Origin of the sequence: Streptomyces sp. NPDC006309 (genome assembly GCF_040613095.1) — a bacterium.
Taxonomy (GTDB): domain Bacteria; phylum Actinomycetota; class Actinomycetes; order Streptomycetales; family Streptomycetaceae; genus Streptomyces.
On sequence record NZ_JBEXRO010000027.1, the window covers coordinates 58339 to 74963 of the forward strand.

Sequence of the window (16625 nt, forward strand, 5' to 3'; positions counted from 1 at the left end):
AGGGGGCGCGGCGACACGCGTCCGTCCGCCTGCCGGAGGAATCTTTCCCCGACACATGGGGCATTCGGCCGTATCTCCCGGCCATATGACCACACGACATGTCTCATTCAGATATGTCCACTCCTTCTCGGCGTACCCTGCTCCGTGCCCCCGTCGCCGGCGCGGGCGCGGGGCTCCTGGCAGCCTGCACCAGCTCCCGGTCCGGCTCCGGGCCCCGCTCGGGCCCCGAAGACAGCGGCGTCCAGGGTGACTTCGTCCCACCGGGTCCCCGGGGGTACGTCAACCCCTCGGACCCGGAGGTTCGTGCCGCCGAGCGGAAACGCGGTTCCGGCCGCGTACGCACGCACCGCTTCACCGCTGCCGAGAGCACGCTGGACCTGGGCGGGCGCTCCGTGCGCAGCTGGGCGTACAACGAGTCGCTCCCCGGCCCGCTGGTGCGGGTCACCGCCGGCGACGTGCTCGATCTGACGCTCACCAACCGGCTGCCGGCGACGACCACCCTGCACTCGCACGGGGTGCGGCTGCGCTGCGACATGGACGGCACACCGGACCTGACCCAGGCGGCCATCAAGCCCGGGGCGGACTTCCGCTACCGCTTCACCGTCCCCCACCCGGGCACCTATCTGCTCCACTCCCACGTCGGGATGCAGCCCGACCGCGCGCTGTACGCGCCGCTCGTCGTCGACGACCCCAAGGAGCCCCTGTCCTACGACAAGGAGTGGCTCGTCGTCCTGGACGACTGGGTCGACGGCGTGCAGGGCTCCACCCCCGACGAGGTGCTGCGCCAGCTCAAGCCCGGCGCGGACGGCTCCATGTCCATGCACGGCATGGCCGGCCCGGGCCACGGCAGCCCGGGCCCGCACGGGTCGGCGAGCGCGCACGCGTCCCCGTCCAGGAAGCCGGCGGGCCCCTCCCGGGTGCTGCGCGAGTCCCACAGCCGCATCCTGCACGGCGACGGCGGCAGCGTCGACTATCCCCACTACCTGGTCAACGGGCGCGTGAACACCAGTCCCTCGGCGTTCCGCTGCCGTCCCGGCGACCGCATCCGGCTGCGCATCATCAACGCCGGTTCCGAGACCGCCTTCCGGGTGGCGCTCGGCGGCCACACGATGACGGTCACGCACACCGACGGCTACCCCGTGCGGCACACGGAGACCGACGCCCTGCTCGTGGGCATGGCCGAGCGCTACGACGTCCTCGTCACCGCCAAGGACGGGGTCTTCCCCCTCGTCGCGCTCGCCGAGGGCAAGAAGGGCCAGGCACTCGCCGTCCTGCGCACCGGCAAGGGCAGGGAGGTGCCGAAGCCGGACGTCCGGCCCGACGAGCTGGACGGCAAGGTCGTCCCGGCGCGGCGCCTGGTGCCGGCCGAGTCCGTGGCGCTGCGCGACCGCAAGCCCGACCGGGAACTGCGGATCCGGGTGACCGGCACGATGGAGAAGTACGACTGGGGCTTCGACCACCAGGCCTTCGACGTGCGCCGCCGCCATCCGGTCAAGGCCGGTGAGCGGGTGCGGCTCACCCTCATCAACGCCACCGACATGTGGCACCCGCTGCATCTGCACGGGCACACGTTCTCTATGACCGGGCTGGACGCCGCCGGGGCGCTCAAGGACACGGCGGTGGTGCTGCCGCACCGCAAGCTGGTCGTCGAGTTCGACGCCGACAATCCCGGGCTGTGGATGCTGCACTGCCACAACCAGTACCACTCGGAGACCGGGATGATGACGGTGCTGGGATACCAGCGCTGAGCTGACGGGCGCGGGCGCCGGGGAGTCGGCCGCGCGGCGCCCCGCGCCCCCGGCGGGTGGCCTCAGCCGCTGGTCTCCAGTTCCTGGTGCCGCAGCAGGAACCAGGACACCGCCGACGCCGTCAGCAGGACCACCGCCCCCGCCGCCGAGGCCAGGTGCAGGCCGTGGACGAAGGACGTCCGGGCCGCGTCCAGCAGCGCCTCCGCCTGGTGCGGCGCCATGCGCGCCGCCGCCTGCGTGGCCGCGCCGAGGGACTCGTGGGCCTCGGCGGGGGTGCCGGCCGGGCCCTCGAAGCCGCGGTAGACGCCGGTCACGATGGAGCCCAGCAGGGCGATGCCCAGGGCCGCGCCCAGTTCGTACGCCGTCTCGGAGACCGCCGAGGCGGCGCCCGCCTGGTCCCTGGGGACGCTGGAGAGGATGACGTCGGCCGTCACCGTGAACGAGAAGCCCGCGCCGACGCCCACGACGAGCAGGGCGGCACCGAGGACCGGGTAGCCGGTGGACCGGCCGAGCATCGTCAGCACGGCCAGGGCGATGCCGACGGCGGCCAGGCCGCCCGAGACCACCGTACGGACCGTGAGGCGCCGGGCGGCGCGGCCCGCGACCAGGCCGGCCGCCACCGCGCCCACGGCCGCGGGCAGTTCGGCCAGGCCCGCCTCCAAGGGGCGGCGGCCCTGGACCAGTTGCAGATACTGCGAGAGGAAGAACACCAGGCCGGACATGCCGAGGACGGTCAGCAGGTCGGCGAGGACCGCACCGCTGAAGCCCCGGCGCCGGAACAGGCGCATGTCCAGCAGCGGCATCGGCATGGTGAGCTGGCGGTGCACGAAGCCGTACAGGGCCGCCGCGCCCAGCAGGCCGGCGGCGAGGGGCGTCGGGCCGAGGCCGTGGGTCGCGGCCTCCTTGACCGCGTAGACCAGGGCGATCATGCCGGTCAGCGACAGCAGGACGCTGCTCAGGTCCCAGGGGCCCGGGCGGGGGTTGCGGGACTCGGGCAGGGTGCGGATGCCGACCAGGACCAGGACGGCCATCACCGGCAGGTTGATGAGGAAGACCGATCCCCACCAGAAGTGCTCCAGGAGGAAACCGCCGGTGATCGGGCCGACCGCCGTACCGGCCGAGGCGGTGGCGCCCCAGACGCCGACGGCGAGGCTGCGCTCGCGCGGGTCGTGGAAGACGTTGCGGATCAGGGCCAGGGTGGCGGGCATCAGGGTGGCGCCCGCGACGCCGAGCAGCGCCCGGGCGAGGATCATCAGCTCGGGTGTCGTGGCGTAGGCGTTGAGGACGGACAGGGCGCCGAACGCCGTGGCGCCGCACAGCAGGATCCGCTTGCGGCCGATGCGGTCGCCGAGGCTGCCCATGGAGACCAGCAGACCGGCGATGACGAAGGAGTAGACGTCGCCGATCCACAGCAGCTGGGTGCCGGAGGGGCGCAGGTCCTCACTGATGTAGGGGGTCGCCAGGCCGAGGACGGTGGCGTCGACGGCCACCAGCAGCACGGCCAGGACGAGGACGGAGAGCGCGAGCCAGCGGCCCGGGCGCTTCACCGCCTCGGTCGCGTCGGCCGGCCGCAGGGTGCTGGTCATGGTTCCTCTCTTCGCAGTGCGCCGCCGAGCAGCAGCTCGGCGATCATGGTCGGGAAGTCGCGGGCGGCCACGCGGCCGTCCAGGGTGGCCCAGGCACACGAGGCGATCAGGCCGTACAGCGCCTCGGTGAGCCAGGCCGGGGTGAGGTCGATACGGAACGCGCCGTCGCGCTGTCCGCGCTGGAACAGGGCGCCGATACGGGTGTCCAGGCGCTGCCAGCCGTCGTGCTGGCGGTCGCCCTCCCACAGCTGGTTCTCGCCGTAGAGGAAGGCGAGCAGTCCGGCGGCCGGCTGGATCTCGCGGAGCAGCCGGCGTACGGCCTCGGGCGCGGGGCCCTCCTCGGGCCGGGCCCGCTCCAGTGCCGCCTCGCACTCCGCGATGCCGAGCGACTCCAGCGCCCGGACGAGCGCGTCGCGGCCGGCGAAGTGGCGGTGCAGCGTGGCCCGGCTGATCCCGGCGGCGCGGGCGACCTCGTCCATGGTCGCGGTGGGCTTGCGGGTCAGCAGGGCGGCTGCGCTGCGCAGCACGTGGTCACGGTCCAGGGCCATGAGACAAGAATAGACCATGTGAGACATCAATGTCTCACAGCGGGCACACCTGACTCATCCCGGTGGATGGCGAGGTGTGCCGCGATCAGTGCCAGGGCAGCTGTGCGCGCCGCTCCCAGTAGGCGCGCGGGTCCTCCGCCAGCGTGGCCAGGCGGGCGAGCCGCTCCTCACCGAGGTCGACGGCGGGAGCGTGCAGATTGGACGTCAGCTGGGCGACGGTCGCGGCGCCGGAGAGGACCACGCCGGCCCACGGCTGCCGCAGGACCGCGGCGAGGGCCACGGCGTCACAGCCCAGTCCCGTCGCGGCGGCCACCTCCCTCAGCGCGTCCGGGGCGTGCGGTCCGGCCAGCCGGCCGTTGGCCATGCCCTCCTTGACGATCACGGTGAGCCCGGCGTCGTGCGCCTCGGCGAGGGCCGGACCGGCCGAGGTCTCCAGGACGTTGTACGTCGACTGGACGGTACGGAAGAGGGGCTCGCCGCCGACCGTCACGGCGAGCGCGGCGCGGACCGCGTCGGCCTGGGCGGGACCGCTGGTGGAGAAGCCGACGGTGAGACCGCCGGCGGCGGCGTCCGCCAGCCGGGCGTGGAGGTCCTTGTCGGTGAGGGCCGGGCTGTCCGGGGTCACCGAGTGGATCTGGTAGAGGTCGAGCCGGTCGCCGAGCAGGGCGTCGGTCTCGGCGCGCTGACGTTCGTAGGCGGCGAGACTGTGGTCCTTGACCTCGTGCCGGTCGGCGTCGGTGGACCAGCCGGCGGTGTAGGCGTAGCCCCACTTGCTGCCGACGACCACGTCGTCGGTGCCGGGCCGAGCGTTCAGCCAGTCGGCGAGGAACTCCTCGCTGCGGCCGTAGGAGCGGGCCGCGTCGACGTAGCGCACGCCCTGCGCGTAGGCGGCGTCGAGGAGTTCGTGGGTGCGGGCGCGCATCGCCTCGACGCCGCGGTCCGGGCCGAGGTCCTCGTCGCGGCCGAGGTTGATGTAGCCGGGGCGGCCGACGGCGGCCAGGCCGAGGCCCAGGTGACAGGTCGGCGTGGTGGCGGTCGCGAGACGGGCGAAGGGCATCGCGGGCTCCGTGGGGTCGGCTCCGGGAGGGGCTTTCGACCAACGTAACCCGCGATGACCTTGGTACGGCGGCCGTACCGCCCGGGGCGTGCGGCGGTTCGCCCCGGGACGCGGTGGTGTGGGGCTCCGGACGGGGTGGTGTGCGGCTCCGGACGCGGTGGTGTGCGGCTCGGGACCGGCTGGTGTGCGGCTCGGGACGCGCCGGGGGCGGCGGCGTCCTCAGCCCTGCTTCCTGGCCGTCGCCCAGGCGTGCTGGCGCGCGAGGTCCGCCTTGACCTCCGCCAGCTGGACGGCGACCGCGCTGGGCGCCGTACCACCGCGGCCGTTGCGGGAGGCGAGGGAGCCGGGGACGCTGAGGACCGTGCGGACCTCCGGGGTGAGGTGGGCGGAGATCTTCGCGAACTGTTCGTCGGTGAGGTCGTCCAGCTCCTTGCCCTCGGCCTCGGCGGCCTTCACGCACTCGCCGGCCACCTCGTGCGCCACCCGGAACGGCACGCCCTGCCGGACCAGCCACTCGGCGATGTCGGTGGCGAGCGAGAAGCCGGCCGGAGCCAGTTCCGCCATGCGCTCGCGGTGCACCGTGAGGGTGGCGATCATGCCGGTGAAGGCGGGGAGCAGCACCTCCAGCTGGTCGCAGGAGTCGAAGACCGGCTCCTTGTCCTCCTGGAGGTCGCGGTTGTAGGCGAGGGGCAGGGCCTTCAGCGTGGCCAGCAGGCCCGTCAGGTTGCCGATCAGGCGGCCGGACTTGCCGCGGGCCAGCTCGGCGATGTCGGGGTTCTTCTTCTGCGGCATGATCGACGAGCCCGTGGAGAACGCGTCGTGCAGGGTGACGAAGGAGAACTCCTTCGTGTTCCAGATGATGATCTCCTCGGCGATCCGGGAGAGGTTCACGCCGATCATCGCGGTGATGAACGCGAACTCGGCGACGAAGTCCCGGGAGGCCGTGCCGTCGATGGAGTTGCCGGCGCTGCCGTGCTCGAAGCCGAGGTCACGCGCGACCGCCTCCGGGTCCAGGCCGAGGGAGGAACCCGCGAGGGCGCCGGAGCCGTAGGGCGACACCGCGGTCCGCTCGTCCCACTGGCGCAGCCGCTCGGCGTCCCGGGACAGGGCCTGCACATGGGCGAGGACGTGGTGGGCGAAGAGCACCGGCTGGGCGTGCTGGAGGTGGGTGCGGCCGGGCATCGCCACGTCCGGGTGCGCCTCGGCGAGGCCGACGAGCGCGTCCTGGAGGTCGGCGATCAGGCCGCCGATGATCCGGGCGTGGTCGCGCAGGTACATCCGGAAGAGGGTGGCGACCTGGTCGTTCCGGGACCGTCCGGCCCGCAGCTTGCCGCCGAGGTCGGGGCCGAGGCGTTCCAGCAGGCCGCGCTCCAGCGCCGTGTGGACGTCCTCGTCGGCGACGGTGCCCACGAAGGCGCCGGAGGCCACGTCCGCCTCCAGCCGGTCGAGACCGTCGGTCATGCGGGCCAGCTCGTCCTCGGTGAGGAGCCCCGCGGTGTGCAGCACGCGCGCGTGGGCACGCGAGCCGGCGATGTCGTAGGGGGCCAGCCGCCAGTCGAAGTGGACGGACGCGGACAGCCTGGCCAGGGCCTCGGCGGGACCGTCGGCGAAACGGCCGCCCCAGAGCCGTACGTCACCGCTGTTGCTGCTCACTTGCGTTGCTCCTCGAAGTCTCGGTGGGCCACCGCCTCCCGACTCTTCCAGGCGGTCGGGCGGCTGTCAGGCTGATGCGTGGGGGACGACCCGAAGGCCGTACGGCGGTTACGCCGGGCCGCGCTTGGCGGCGATCTTCGACGACAGGCTGTAGATGTCGATGAAGCCTTTGGCCGCGGACTGGTCGAAGGTGTCACCGGTGTCGTAGGTCGCGAGGTCGAAGTCGTACAGCGAGGCCTCGGAGCGGCGGCCGGTGACGACCGCGCGGCCACCGTGCAGGGTCATCCGGATGTCGCCGCTGACGTGCCGGCTGGCCTCGTCGACGAAGCCGTCCAGGGCGCGCTTGAGCGGGGAGAACCACTGGCCGTCGTAGACCAGCTCGCCCCAGCGCTGCTCGACCTGGCGCTTGTAGCGGGCGAGTTCCCGCTCGACGGTGACGTTCTCCAGCTCCTGGTGGGCGGTGATCAGGGCGATCGCGCCGGGTGCCTCGTACACCTCGCGGGACTTGATGCCGACGAGGCGGTCCTCGACCATGTCGATCCGGCCGACCCCCTGGGCGCCCGCGCGCTCGTTGAGCTGCTGGACGGCCTGGAGGACGGTGACGGGCCGGCCGTCGAGGGCGACCGGGACGCCCGCCTCGAAGGTGATGACCACCTCGTCGGCCTCGCGCGGGAGGGCCGGGTCGGCGGTGTACTCGTAGATGTCCTCGGTCGGGGCGTTCCAGATGTCCTCCAGGAAGCCCGTCTCGACGGCGCGCCCGAAGACGTTCTGGTCGATGGAGTACGGGGACTTCCTGGTGGTGGCGATGGGGAGCTGCTTGCGCTCGCAGAAGTCGATCGCCCGGTCGCGGGTCATCGCGTAGTCGCGGACCGGGGCGATGCAGGTGAGGCCGGGGGCGAGGGCGGCGATGCCGGCCTCGAAGCGGACCTGGTCGTTGCCCTTGCCGGTGCAGCCGTGGGCGACCGTGGTGGCGCCGTGCTTCTCGGCGGCGGCGACGAGGTGCTTGACGATCACCGGCCGGGACAGGGCGGAGACCAGCGGGTAGCGGTCCATGTAGAGGGCGTTGGCCTTGATCGCGGGGAGGCAGTACTCGTCGGCGAACTCGTCCCGGGCGTCGGCGACCTCGGCCTCGACGGCCCCGCAGGCGAGGGCGCGCTTGCGGATGACGTCCAGGTCCTCGCCGCCCTGGCCGACGTCCACCGCGACGGCGATGACCTCGGCGCCCGTCTCCTCGGCGATCCAGCCGATGGCGACGGAGGTGTCCAGACCGCCCGAGTAGGCGAGTACGACGCGCTCGGTCACGGGTTTCTCCTCACACTGCTTTCGCCGGTTACCTGCATGAGTATGCAGCCCTCTGCATGATTCGTCAATCAGCACGACAGGCGAGAGAGATCGCCGGGGAGGGTGAACGGATGAAACCGCTTTCCCGTACTCCCCTGCGCACGCAGGCGCCGCGTTGCTCGGCCCCCGTCACCACGGGCCGACCCGACCCACCTCCGACCCGAGTGAGGCATCGCATGTCCAGGGCTCTCCCGAAGTACAACCAGCGTCGCGTGGCGGTCATCGGCGGCGCTGCCGCCGTGGTGCTGTCCGGCGCGGTGATCGCCGGCTCGGCCCTCGCCGGCACCCCCGCCAAGAGCGACGGCGCCACGGGCGCGCGGACCCTCGCGAGCCCCGGCACGATCACGTGCCCGGACGTCGCCTCGAAGCTTCCCGCCGTGCCCGCCTCCGCCAAGGCCGAGGTCGACCGCAACCTCACCCTCCTCCAGACCCAGATCCAGGAAGCGAACACGCGCCTGCGCAACACCACCGGCCAGGGCGGACCCAACTTCGTCAACAACGCCATCCTCGGACCCCTCAAGGACAAACGCGTCTCCACCATCGACCGCATCGCCATCAGCATCGGCCGCAAAGGCACCAGGCCCACCGGCCTGGACTCCCTGGCCGCCTGCACGCTGAACGCGGGCGGCACCGACACGGCCGGCGGCGCGGGGGCCGGCTCCGCCACGCCCGGCACGGGCGCGCCCGGCACGGGCACGACCCCGCAATCGGGCACGACCCCGCAATCGGGCACCGGCGCGGACACCGGGGCGGCGGGCGGCTCCGGCGGCAACACCGGTGCGGGCGCGATCACGTGCCCGGACGTCGCCTCGAAGCTTCCCGCCGTGCCCGCCTCCGCCAAGGCAGAGGTCGACCGCAACCTCACCCTCCTCCAGACCCAGATCCAGGAAGCGAACACGCGCCTGCGCAACACCACCGGCCAGGGCGGACCCAACTTCGTCAACAACGCCATCCTCGGACCCCTCAAGGACAAACGCGTCTCCACCATCGACCGCATCGCCATCAGCATCGGCCGCAAAGGCACCAGGCCCACCGGCCTGGACTCCCTGGCCGCCTGCACGCTGACGAAGTGAGGTAGCGGACGACGTGGCCGCCCCGACGAGCCCCGGCCGGGGCGGCCGTGGCGGCACCCTCCCGCCGACCGGTCGATTCCTCCGACAGGCAGACGCCTCACGGCATACTCGGCTGCCATGGGAAAGACCTATGAACGCATAGACGGCAGACTGCGCACGTTCATCGAGCGGCAGCCCCTCTTCTTCACCGCGACCGCCCCCCTCTCCGGCGACGGCACGGTCAACCTCTCCCCCAAGGGCCTGCGGGGCTCCTTCGTCGTGCTGGACGAACTCACCGTGGCCTACCTGGACTTCGCCGGGTCCACCGCCGAGACGATCGCGCACCTGCGGGAGAACGGGCGCATCACGCTGATGTGGTGCGCCTTCCAGGGGCCGCCGAACATCGTGCGCGTGCACGGCCGGGGCGAACCGGTCTTCCGCGACGACCCGCGCTTCCCGGAGTTGCTCGCCCGCTTCCCCGACATCGACCCGACCGCGCACGGCCTGCGCGCGGTCATCGTCGTCCACGCCGAACGGATCCGCGACAGCTGCGGCTACGCCGTCCCCCACATGGCGTACGAGGAGGACCGCGAGCTGCACGGAAAGCGGTTCGCACGTGAGGACGACACCTCCCTGAGCGCCTACTTCGCGAAGAAGGAACACATCGCCACAAGCCTGGACGGACTACCCGGGCTGCCGTTGCCCCTGCCGCCGTCCACCGTCTGAGCCATCCGCCCCGGTGCGGTCCTCGCCCTCGTCCCCGCCTCGGCTTGGGGAGCCGGCCGGCGCCGGCCGGGACGAGCGTCACCTACCGTCCCGTGCGGGAGAGTTCCTGGTGGTGCGAGGACAACGGGACGGGTCGGCGTCGTACAACCGGTGCACGGACCCGCTGCCGGACGACTGCCGCGCCGGCCGGTCCGAGCATCCGATCTCCTACGGGACGCAGTACGCGCACGGCCTCGTCGTCGGCTTCACCTACGACCGGCCGGTGCGGGGACGCGGCGCAGGCATCTTCCTGCACGTGGGCGGGCAGGGTGCGCCGGCCGGCTGTGTGTCGGTCCCGGAGGACGCCATGCGGCAGATCCTGCGGTGGGCCCGGCCGGACGAACGCCCGCACATCGCCATCGCCATCGCCATCGGCATCGGCATCGGCATCGGCATCGGCATCGGCATCGGCACGGTGAGCGGGGCGACGGCGGCCGCCCGGTACTGAGGTGCCGGTCACCCGGCGCCGAGGGCGCCGCCCCGATGCTGACGGTGCCGTCCCGGTCCAGCCGGTGCCGCCCCGATACCGGGGGTGCCGTGTGCGCGGCGCGACGGCACCGCGCACCGGCGCGGGCGGCCCGGTAGGGGACGGCCCGGCACGGACCGCCCGGCGCGGGTTGTGCCGTGCCGCGGGACCGGCCGGCACGGCCCAACCCGGCACCGCCCGGCACGGGATCGCCCGGCACCGCCCGGCACGACACCGCCCGGCACGGGACGGCCCCGCACGACACCGCCTGGCACGGGACAGCACGGCACGGAATCGCCCGGCACAGCACCGCCCGGCGAGGGACGGCACGGGGCCGCCCCCGGACAGGGCGGCCCGGTGCGGCAGCGTCCGGCGCGGCTTTCAGGACGGCAGGCGGACCGTGAACGTCGTGGTGCCCGGGGCGCTGTCCAGGTGCACGGTCCCGTCGTGCGCCTCCACCACCGCCGACACGATCGAGAGGCCCAGCCCCGCTCCCCCGCCGGAGGCGTCCATGTGGCGTCGGTGTTCCGCGCGGGTGAAGCGCTCGAAGACGGCGGGCCGGATGTCGTCGGGGACGCCGGGCCCGTCGTCGTGGACGCGGAGGCGGACCGTGCCGGCGCCGGTCGCGTCGCCGGTCGCGCCGGTCGCCCCGTCGGCCGCCAGGGTGACCGTCACCGTCGTGCCCACGGGTGTGTGCCCACGCGCGTTGGCCAACAGGTTGGCCAACACCTGGTGGAGGCGGTGCGCGTCCCCCGGCACCGTCACCGGCTCCTCGGGCAGGTCCAGGACCCAGTGGTGGCCGGGGCCCGCGGCCCGGGCGTCCGTGACCGCGTCCAGGACCAGACGGGTCACGTCCACCGGGTGGCGCTCCAGCGGCCGGCCGGCGTCCAGGCGGGCCAGCAGGAGCAGGTCGTCGACCATGCCGCCCATACGGGCGGACTCGGCCGCGATGCGCTCCAGGGCGCGCGACACCTCCGGCGGCACCGGGCCGGGGTGCAGCAGGGCCAGCTCGGCGTGGCCGCGGACCGAGGCGACCGGGGTGCGCAGCTCGTGGCTGGCGTCGGCGGCGAAGCGGCGCAGCCGCTCCTCGACCGCGTGCCGCTTGGTCAGCGCGTCCTCCACGTGGCCGAGCATGCGGTTGAACGCCGCGGCCACCCGCCCGATCTCGCTGCGCGGATCGGCGTCCGGCGCCCGCGACGGGAGCGCGACCTCGCCGCTGGCCAGCGGCAGCTCGCTGACCCGGGTGGCGGTGGCCGCGACCCGGCTCAGCGGCCGGAGCGACCAGCGCACCCAGCACGCCCCGGCCACCCCGGTCACCCCCAGGGCCAGGCCGAAGACGATCCCGGCGACCAGTTCCAGCCGGTGGACCGTGGCCTCCACCGGCTCCAGCGGCAGCCCGACGATCAGCACGTCGCCGTCCCGGCCGGCGGAGGCGACGACACGGTAGTCGTCCAGGGCGGACAGCTGGACGGTGTGGGGCCTGCCGTCGACCGGTACCCGGGCCAGCCGCGCGGCGTCCCCGGCGGTCAGGTCGACGCGCAGGTCCGCGGAGGGGTCGCCGGAGCGGATCAGCCCCCGGTGGGTGACCGTGCCGTGCACCAGGCGGGCGCCGAAGGTGCCGGTCGCCGTCCGGCGGGTGTCCGCGTTCTCGTCGCCGATGGGGGTCCCCCCGGTCGGGTCCTTCCGGGACCGGGGGAGGTCGTCGGGGAGGCGGCCGGGGTGTTCCAGGCTGGCCGGGAACCGGGTGCCGGCCTGGCTGAGCTGCTCGTCCAGCCGCTGGGTGAGGAAGCCGTCGAGTCCGACGACGGCGGCCAGTCCGACGGCCGCGCAGCTCATCGCCAGCAGGACCACCAGGCCGGCGGTGAGCCGGGCCCGCAGGGAACGGGGGCGGGGCAGCTGGCGTACGGCGCGGGACAGCCGGCGTACGGCACTCACCTGGTCACCGGCTTGAGGACGTAACCGGCGCCGCGCACCGTGTGGATCATGGGCTCGCGGCCCGCGTCGACCTTCTTGCGCAGGTAGGAGATGTACAGCTCGACCACATGAGCCCGGCCGCCGAAGTCGTAGGACCAGACCCGGTCGAGGATCTGCGCCTTGCTGAGCACGCGGCGCGGGTTGCGCATGAGGAAGCGGAGGAGTTCGAACTCGGTCGGCGACAGCTCGATCAGCTCCCCGGCCCGGGTCACCTCGCGGGCGTCCTCGTCCATCACGAGGTCGCCGACGGTCAGCCGCGGTCCCTCGTCCGGCCGGCGGGCCATGCCGGCGCGGCGCAGCAGGCCCCGCAGCCGGGCCACGACCTCCTCCAGGCTGAACGGTTTGGTGACGTAGTCGTCGCCGCCCGCCGTGATCCCGGCGATCCGGTCCTCCACCGCGTCCCGGGCGGTCAGGAAGAGCACGCACACGTCGGGCTTGACCTCGTGCAGGCGGCGCAGCACCGCGAAGCCGTCGGTGTCCGGGAGCATCACGTCGAGGACGACGGCGTCGGGCAGCAGTTCGCGGGCGGCGGCGAGCGCGGCGGCGCCGTCACCGGCCGCGCGGACCTGCCAGCCCTCGTAGCGCAGGGCGCCGGTGAGGACCTCGGCGAGGTCGGGGTCGTCGTCGACGACGAGGACGCGCAGCGGGGTGCCGTCGGGGCGGGTGAGGGCCGGGCGGCCGGAGCGGGTGGTGTTCATCGCGTCCCCAGCATCGCTCGTCGCCGGTGGCCCGGGCGTGCCGGCCCCCTCTGAGTTTCCTCTGAGTCCGCTGAGGAGGGGCCCGCTCAAAGGTCCCTGAGAGGTTCGGCCCGCACAGTGGCCCGGCAGGACGGACGAAGGGACGGCGAGGACGCATGACGACGGACGGTGAGGACCGATGACGGCGGTGGACGCGCGGCGGACGGCTCCGCCGCCGCTCGTGACGGGCCGGCGCTCCCCCGCGGGAGCCGTGCTGGCCCTGCTGTGGGCGGGGGCCGCGGCGGTGATCGCGCTGTGGTGGACGGACACTGGGGCGGTGGTCGGCACGGCCGGCGCGCTGACCGAGGCCGGGCGGATCGCCGGGCTGCTGTGCGGGTACACCTGCGCGGTGCTGGTCGGTCTGATGGCCCGGGTGCCGCTGCTGGAGACGCGGGTCGGCTCGGACCGGGTGGCGCGCTGGCACGCGATGGCCGGCCGGTACACGGTGTGCCTGCTCGTCGCGCACATCGTGCTGATCCTCGCCGGATACGCCGTCCAGGACCGGGCCTCGCTCTGGCACGAGACGGTCACCGTCGTCCTGGACTACCCGGACATGCTGAAGGCCACCGCCGGCACCGTCATGCTCCTGGCGGCAGGCGTCACCTCGGCCCGTGCGGTGCGCCGCCGCACCGGCTACGAGTTCTGGTACTACGTCCATCTGCTCACGTACGCGGCCGTCTTCCTCGCCTTCGGCCACCAGCTCACGCTCGGCGAGCAGTTCAACGGCGACCCGGCCGCCACCGCCGCCTGGTACGGGCTGTACCTGGGCGTGGCCGCGCTGGTGCTGTGGTTCCGCGTCCTCACCCCGGTCCGGCTCAACCTGCGCCACCGGCTGCGGGTGGACTCGGTGCACCAGGAGGCACCGGGTGTGCACTCCGTCGTCGTACGGGGCCGGTACCTGGAGGAACTGGGGGCGCGGCCGGGGCAGTTCTTCCGCTGGCGGTTCCTCGCCGAGGGCCTGGGCCGGACGTCGACCCCGTACTCGCTGTCGGCGCCGCCGCGGCCCGGGCTGCTGCGCATCACCGTCAAGGCGCTCGGCGGCCACAGCGCGGCCGTCTCCCTGCTGCGCCCCGGCACCCGGGTGTGGGCCGAGGGCCCGTACGGTTCCCTGACCGCCGACCGGGCCACCGGCCGGCCCACCCTGCTGATCGCGGCCGGTGTCGGCATCACCCCGCTGCGGGCGCTGTTCGAGACGCTGCCCGGCGAGGTCACCCTGCTGTACCGGGCGCGCTCGGTGGAGGACCTGGCGCTGGGCGGTGAGCTGGAGGCGATCGCCCGACAGCGCGGGGCGAGGGTGCGGTACGCGCTGAACGGCCCCCACGGCGAGCGCCCGGACCTGACCGCCGGGTCGCTGAGCGCGGCCTTCCCGGGCCTGGCCGGCCACGACGTCTACATCTGCGGCCCGCACGGTTTCGCGCAGGACCTGTACCGGGCGCTGCGGACTTCCGGGGTGCCGGACCGCCGTATCCACCACGAGTCGTTCGAACTGTGAGGCAGACACCGTGCATCCGCTGAGGAAGAACCGTCCGTTCCGCCGGATCGTGCTGGCCAGTGCCGCGACCGTCTCCGGGATGGTGCTGCTGCTGTCGCTGAAGCCGCACACGAGCCCGGTCCTCACCGTCGGCTCGCACGCACCGGCGCCGGTGAGCAGCGCCGCCGGTGCCTCCCCGGGGGCGACGCGGGCGCCCGCCACCGGCACCAGGACCGTCACCGGGGACACCGTCCGGACCCGCTGGGGCCCGGTGCAGGTGCGCGTGACGCTGGGCAGCGGCAAGCTCACGGACGTCACCGCCGTCAGCTACCCGCAGGACAACCCCCGCGACCAGGAGATCAACGGCTACGCCCTCCCCCAGCTGCGGCGGGAGGCGCTGACCGCGCAGAGCGCGCAGATCGACACCGTGTCGGGAGCCACGTACACCAGTGACGGTTACCGCCAGTCGCTCCAGTCCGCGCTGGACTCGGCGGGCCTCTGAACACCCGGCGCACCCGGCACGTATCTGAGGGCCGAGGGTCAAGTCCCCACGGAGGAACAGTGACCACCACGCTCGCAGGCGGACGTGCCGCCCGCCGACAGACCATGCGCCGCATCCGTCCGCGCCGCTCCCCGGCCGTCCCGCTGCTGCTCGCCGTCTGGGCGGGCGCGGCGGCCGTGCTGTGGCTCTGGTGGCACGACACGCCGGCCATCGGCGACGACACCGGCCGGATCCTCAACGCGGGCCGGATCACCGGCCTGCTGGCCGGCTATCTGATGGCGCTGGTCGTGCTCCAGATGGCGCGGGTCCCGGCCCTGGAGCGGCGGGTCGGCTCCGACCGGGTGGCCCGCTGGCACGCGATGAGCGGCCGGTACACGCTGTGCCTGATCGTCGCGCACGTCTTCCTCACCATGTGGGGGTACGCGCTCCAGGCCGGCAGGTCGCTCGGTGACATCGTGCGGCAGACCGTCGACTCGGTCGAACAGCTGCCGGACATGGGCAAGGCCGCGGTCGGCACGGGCCTGTTCGTCGTCATCGGCCTGTCGTCCGTAGGCCCGGTGCGCCGCCGGCTGCCGTACGACGGCTGGTACCACGTGCACCTGCTGACGTACGCGGCCGTGTTCCTGACGTTCTGGCACCAGATCACCACCGGCAACGACTTCGCGGTGGAGCCCGCCGCCAAGACCTTCTGGTACGGGCTGTACGGCGTGGTCACCGCGCTCGTCCTCTGGTACCGCGTGCTCACCCCGCTCCGCCTGAACCTCCGGCACCGCATGCGGGTCGAGGCCGTCATCGAGGAGACGCCCGGCATCGTGTCGGTGCTGATCGGCGGGCGGAAGCTGCACCGGATGGGCGCGGAGGCAGGGCAGTTCTTCCGCTGGCGGTTCCTGGCACCCGGGATGCGCTTCAGCTCCCACCCGTACTCCCTCTCCGCCGCGCCGCGCCCCGGCATGCTGCGGATCACGGTGAAGGCGATCGGCGACCACAGCGCCCGGCTGCGCGAGCTGACGCCCGGGACGAAGGTGTGGGCGGAGGGCCCGTACGGCGCGCTCACCGCCCAGCGCCGCAGCCGGGGCAAGGTGCTGCTGGTCGCGGGCGGGGTGGGCATCACACCGATGCGCGCGCTGTTCGAGACGCTGCCCGGGGCCGCCGGTGACATCACCCTCCTCTACCGGGCCAACACCACCCAGGACCTGGCCCTGTGGGACGAGCTGGCGGCGATCGCCACGGAGCGGGACGCCCGGCTGATGTACGCGGTGAACAGCCCGGAGGGCGAGCGGCCGGACATCTCCGCGGAGAACCTCCAGCGGAAGATCCCGGACATCGACCGGCACGACGTGTTCATGTGCGGCCCGCCCGGGTTCGCGCAGTCGGTGTACGAGGCACTGCGCGGCGCCGGGGTTCCCGCCCGGCGTATCCACCACGAGTCGTTCGAGATGTGAGCGGAGCAGCGAAGCGATGAGGAAGAGTCATCCCGTTCGGCGGGTCGTGCTGGCCACCGCGGCCACCGTGTCCGGTGTCGTGCTGCTGCTGGCGCTGAAACCCGCGTCGGACCCGGCCGCCGCGTCGGCGGCGGGCGCGGCCCCGCGGCAGCCGGTGGCGGGGCAGCAGCAGCCGCAGGGCGGCGGGCAGGCCCGTACGGTCACCGGGAAGGCTGCGCAGACCCAGTACGGGACCGTGCAGGTACGGATCACCGTCACCGGCGGGAAGATCACCAAGGCCGAG

Annotated in this window: 13 protein-coding genes and 2 pseudogenes; 8 read left to right on the forward strand and 7 right to left on the reverse strand. The window is 73.5% G+C overall.

The features are described from left to right. The first annotated feature begins 113 nt into the window (after positions 1-113). Positions 114-1748, forward strand: coding sequence for a multicopper oxidase family protein (locus ABZ117_RS28475; protein WP_356824660.1), 1635 nt, complete (start codon positions 114-116; stop codon positions 1746-1748). Between the two features lie 62 nt (positions 1749-1810). On the opposite strand, the gene ABZ117_RS28480 is transcribed toward ABZ117_RS28475, so the two are convergent. From ABZ117_RS28480 to ABZ117_RS28500, 5 genes are all read right to left on the reverse strand, one after another. After that, positions 1811-3334: an MFS transporter gene (locus tag ABZ117_RS28480; RefSeq protein ID WP_356824661.1), complete on the reverse strand. Its 1524-nt coding sequence runs from the start codon at positions 3332-3334 to the stop codon at positions 1811-1813. After that, on the reverse strand, positions 3331-3882 hold the full coding sequence (locus tag ABZ117_RS28485) for a helix-turn-helix domain-containing protein (protein WP_356824662.1): 552 nt from the start codon (positions 3880-3882) through the stop codon (positions 3331-3333). The genes ABZ117_RS28480 and ABZ117_RS28485 overlap by 4 nt, the downstream gene beginning before the upstream one ends. A gap of 85 nt (positions 3883-3967) precedes the next feature. After that, the gene (locus ABZ117_RS28490; protein ID WP_356824663.1) at positions 3968-4939 is read right to left on the reverse strand and encodes an aldo/keto reductase; all 972 of its coding nucleotides are present in this window, start codon (positions 4937-4939) and stop codon (positions 3968-3970) included. A 219-nt stretch (positions 4940-5158) separates the two neighbouring features. Then, entirely contained in the window at positions 5159-6592 is a 1434-nt protein-coding gene (gene argH, locus ABZ117_RS28495; RefSeq protein WP_356824664.1) for an argininosuccinate lyase, read from the reverse strand. 108 nt (positions 6593-6700) lie between these two features. After that, a complete protein-coding gene (locus tag ABZ117_RS28500; RefSeq protein WP_356824665.1) occupies positions 6701-7894 on the reverse strand; it encodes an argininosuccinate synthase in 1194 nt (397 codons plus the stop codon). A gap of 215 nt (positions 7895-8109) precedes the next feature. On the opposite strand from ABZ117_RS28500, the gene ABZ117_RS28505 reads away from it, so the two are divergent. The 3 genes and pseudogenes from ABZ117_RS28505 to ABZ117_RS28515 form a co-directional block, all read left to right on the forward strand. Further along, positions 8110-9006 carry a hypothetical protein gene (locus ABZ117_RS28505; protein ID WP_356824666.1) on the forward strand — a complete coding sequence of 299 codons (897 nt, stop codon included), beginning with the start codon at positions 8110-8112 and terminating at the stop codon, positions 9004-9006. 117 nt (positions 9007-9123) lie between these two features. Continuing rightward, positions 9124-9711: a pyridoxamine 5'-phosphate oxidase family protein gene (locus ABZ117_RS28510; RefSeq protein WP_356824667.1), complete on the forward strand. Its 588-nt coding sequence runs from the start codon at positions 9124-9126 to the stop codon at positions 9709-9711. Positions 9712-9770: 59 nt separating this feature from the next. Continuing rightward, positions 9771-10198, forward strand: a pseudogene (locus ABZ117_RS28515) (hypothetical protein); the annotation flags it as partial. Positions 10199-10597: 399 nt separating this feature from the next. Here the strand turns inward: ABZ117_RS28515 and ABZ117_RS28520 are convergent. Then, positions 10598-12052, reverse strand: a complete 1455-nt coding sequence (locus ABZ117_RS28520) for a HAMP domain-containing sensor histidine kinase (protein ID WP_356824702.1) — start codon at positions 12050-12052, stop codon at positions 10598-10600. A 95-nt stretch (positions 12053-12147) separates the two neighbouring features. Then, a complete protein-coding gene (locus tag ABZ117_RS28525) occupies positions 12148-12888 on the reverse strand; it encodes a response regulator transcription factor (protein ID WP_356824668.1) in 741 nt (246 codons plus the stop codon). A 178-nt stretch (positions 12889-13066) separates the two neighbouring features. On the opposite strand from ABZ117_RS28525, the gene ABZ117_RS28530 reads away from it, so the two are divergent. From ABZ117_RS28530 to ABZ117_RS28545, 4 genes and pseudogenes are all read left to right on the forward strand, one after another. Next, positions 13067-14419: a ferredoxin reductase family protein gene (locus ABZ117_RS28530; protein ID WP_356824669.1), complete on the forward strand. Its 1353-nt coding sequence runs from the start codon at positions 13067-13069 to the stop codon at positions 14417-14419. Positions 14420-14429: 10 nt separating this feature from the next. After that, a complete protein-coding gene (locus ABZ117_RS28535; RefSeq protein WP_356824670.1) occupies positions 14430-14900 on the forward strand; it encodes an FMN-binding protein in 471 nt (156 codons plus the stop codon). 59 nt (positions 14901-14959) lie between these two features. Continuing rightward, the gene (locus tag ABZ117_RS28540; protein WP_356824671.1) at positions 14960-16342 is read left to right on the forward strand and encodes a ferredoxin reductase family protein; all 1383 of its coding nucleotides are present in this window, start codon (positions 14960-14962) and stop codon (positions 16340-16342) included. Positions 16343-16358: 16 nt separating this feature from the next. Then, positions 16359-16625, forward strand: a pseudogene (locus ABZ117_RS28545) (FMN-binding protein); the annotation flags it as partial.

What these genes read in the sequence shown, in the direction of transcription:
- ABZ117_RS28475 (WP_356824660.1), top strand. Translation starts at nt 114, where the DNA reads ATGTCCACTCCTTCTCGGCGTACCCTGCTCCGTGCCCCCGTCGCCGGC.
- ABZ117_RS28480 (WP_356824661.1), bottom strand. Translation starts at nt 3,334, where the DNA reads ATGACCAGCACCCTGCGGCCGGCCGACGCGACCGAGGCGGTGAAGCGC.
- ABZ117_RS28485 (WP_356824662.1), bottom strand. Translation starts at nt 3,882, where the DNA reads ATGGCCCTGGACCGTGACCACGTGCTGCGCAGCGCAGCCGCCCTGCTG.
- ABZ117_RS28490 (WP_356824663.1), bottom strand. Translation starts at nt 4,939, where the DNA reads ATGCCCTTCGCCCGTCTCGCGACCGCCACCACGCCGACCTGTCACCTG.
- ABZ117_RS28505 (WP_356824666.1), top strand. Translation starts at nt 8,110, where the DNA reads ATGTCCAGGGCTCTCCCGAAGTACAACCAGCGTCGCGTGGCGGTCATC.
- ABZ117_RS28510 (WP_356824667.1), top strand. Translation starts at nt 9,124, where the DNA reads ATGGGAAAGACCTATGAACGCATAGACGGCAGACTGCGCACGTTCATC.
- ABZ117_RS28520 (WP_356824702.1), bottom strand. Translation starts at nt 12,052, where the DNA reads ATGAGCTGCGCGGCCGTCGGACTGGCCGCCGTCGTCGGACTCGACGGC.
- ABZ117_RS28525 (WP_356824668.1), bottom strand. Translation starts at nt 12,888, where the DNA reads ATGAACACCACCCGCTCCGGCCGCCCGGCCCTCACCCGCCCCGACGGC.
- ABZ117_RS28530 (WP_356824669.1), top strand. Translation starts at nt 13,067, where the DNA reads ATGACGGCGGTGGACGCGCGGCGGACGGCTCCGCCGCCGCTCGTGACG.